Origin of the sequence: Borreliella afzelii (genome assembly GCF_014202295.1) — a bacterium.
Classification (GTDB): domain Bacteria; phylum Spirochaetota; class Spirochaetia; order Borreliales; family Borreliaceae; genus Borreliella; species Borreliella afzelii.
Window position 1 is genome coordinate 1 of the sequence record NZ_JACHGM010000030.1, and the last position, 2,534, is coordinate 2,534.

At 26.6% G+C, this 2,534-nt stretch carries 3 protein-coding genes; 1 reads left to right on the plus strand and 2 read right to left on the minus strand.

Translation table 11 applies throughout. From position 1 onward, the window contains the following. On the minus strand, nt 1–238 hold a 238-nt coding region (locus HNP63_RS06550), incomplete at its 3' end, for a DUF603 domain-containing protein (protein ID WP_183227682.1). Between the two features lie 176 nt (nt 239–414). Between HNP63_RS06550 and HNP63_RS06555 the strand changes: the two genes are divergently transcribed. Next, nucleotides 415–1,131: a hypothetical protein gene (locus tag HNP63_RS06555; protein ID WP_183227684.1), complete on the plus strand. Its 717-nt coding sequence runs from the start codon at nt 415–417 to the stop codon at nt 1,129–1,131. Nucleotides 1,132–1,252: 121 nt separating this feature from the next. Here HNP63_RS06555 and HNP63_RS06560 read toward each other — a convergent pair whose 3' ends face one another. Beyond that, nucleotides 1,253–2,383, minus strand: coding sequence for a hypothetical protein (locus HNP63_RS06560; RefSeq protein ID WP_183227686.1), 1,131 nt, complete (start codon nt 2,381–2,383; stop codon nt 1,253–1,255). Nucleotides 2,384–2,534: the final 151 nt, after the last annotated feature.

Consider the following 2,534-nt stretch of genomic DNA (forward strand, 5'->3'; position numbering starts at 1 on the left):
CTTTTTTAGCTTTAACTTCTGATTTAAAAGTTTGTGCTACAAGATGTTCAAAAGTATCTTCACTAATTGTTACTCTAGAATCCTCATTAACAGAAGTTTCCCCACTCTCCCATTTTTGTCTCATTCTCCACACATTTACTCTAGAAACTCCAAGTCTAGATGCTATTTCCATATCACTTAATGAGCCTTGTCTAAAATATGCAACATAATCATCAAAAGATCTTTTAACTTTCTTCAAAAGAATTGCCCCAAAGTAACAAAGTTAACAAATTGTTACTCTAAATAGTAAAGCAATTTAATAAATTATTAACTCAAACTGTTAACTTCTTTGTACGTATTAACTACTAATCTATATTGAAAAATGCTTATTATTATAATAAGCAAACATTCAAAATATATAAAAGGAGAATTTATATGATTCAAAAACAAATATTTATAATATTTTTATTATTTGTAATATTTGTATTATTTTTATTGCTTTCAAAAGGAACTGGGGGGTTTTCATATAATCAATCTAAAGACGATGGGTATATGGAAAAATATTTTCATAAGAAAGGAAAAACAGCTGTAAAGCTTTCCTATTTTCATACTTCAAGGATAATAAAAGAAAGTCCATATTGGGGCAAAGGAACTTTATCTACTATCTATACCGGAGAAGATGAAAAGTTTAGTGGTCTTAGTTTTATCAATTCAAGGTATATTAAATACGGTAAAAAAAATTATTATAAAATGTTTACTGTAAGATACTTTTACAGAGAAAATGAAAATGATGATTATGGATACCCTATGTTAAGGAATAAATATATTACCCAAATAAAAATTAAATTTTCTTTTGATAATGAACCACAAGAAATTATAAGAGAATTAAATGAAGGATTTATAAATGGAAGAAATATGTGGGAACTTCATAAAACACATTTCTATAGCCGTGAAGAGTTTTTTAGGGTTCATTTAAAAACTTCTGACCCAGGCATAGAAAATTTGCTTCCAAAATTATTAAAACATAAGACTATAACAATAACAATTGAAGTCCCTGAAAGTGAAGATCCTGACAAACAAATTTCATCTATAACTTTTGATCTTGATGGTTTCCAAAGATTATACAAAAAATACAGTTCATATTTTAACTAAAATAAAAACAAGACTAACAACTAGTCTTGTTTTTCATAATTTATGCTTATAAAACCATTTCTTTTATCAAAGAAAATCTTGAATAACAATTTTTCACTTTTACTTTATAAATTCTGTTAATTTACTCCCTACAGCTAGTGTCATCTGGATCCATTGAACATTTTACAAGTTTCTGAATTTCCTCTTTATTATCACTACTTTGAAGATATTCTTTTAATTTTCTTAAAAAATCTTTTAATTTTTCTAAATCTTCTTTAATATCACTAATTTTTACAGTATTTTTATTTTTTTCATTATCACCCTTACCCTCTTTTATTTTACTCCTTAATGCTGTTCTGGCTTTTTCTAGTTCGTCAATAAGCTTTTTTAATCCACCTTCTTCTTCAAGAAAGTCGTCCCATTCAGAATAAATAGAATTACCATTTGAATAACCATTAGTAATATCATCATAAATGGCGCCTGTAACCTTATCTTCAACTTCTTTTCCAGATACTTCAATTCTTTCTTCAAAGACTGATCCTGGATTAATACTATTAATATCCCCGATTATTTTGTCTATTTGTTTTGCGACTGTTGAAATTTTACCTTTAGTTGCTTTCTCAAGAAAAGTTCCGCCTGATTCTGATTCTCTTAATTTTTTCCTTTTTTCTCTTTCCGTTTTTCTTTTTAATCTTTCTTCTTCTTGTTTTTTATATTGCTCTATTCTTCTTCTTCTTAAATCTTCATACTCTTTATCTCTAGCTTTCTCTTCTTCTGTTTTTTCTTTAACTATTGGTTTTACTACTACTGGTAATTTTGGCATTTCCGGTGATTTTGGTTCTAGTATTTTTTCTGCTATTTCTAATTTTGGTTTTTTATCTTCTAAAGCTATAGGCTCAAACTCGGATTTTAATGCTTTAGAATCTTCATTCTCTTTATCTTTTAAATCCTTTTTTGAATCATTCTTAGGATTTTCTTTTTCCTCTAAAATAACATCTTTTTTATTTTCTTTTTTCTCCTTTACTTCTTCTTCCAATTTTTTTGCTATTTCATGTACTATTGCATCATCTGAAATAACTCCTTCTTCTTTATCTAAAAACCCCTTAACCTGTTTTTCTAATCCTTGTTTAATTTCTTTTCCTATTTCTACACCTTTTTCTATACCTTGTTTAACTTTTCTTTCTATGGTTTGTTTTGAATCTGAATAATTCTTGCAAGAAATTATCAGTGCAAAAACAATATAAATAATAAACATTCTCATTTTTTTATTCATAAGTTACTCCGTAAGTCTTAATAATAACGCAACACCTAATAAATTCAATTTTTTACAGATTTAAATATTTAATTTTGTTACATTTTGGATTACATAGTAACAAAACTCAAATGTAATTTTAACCAACTCTTAAAAATCTCTCCATTGCAAA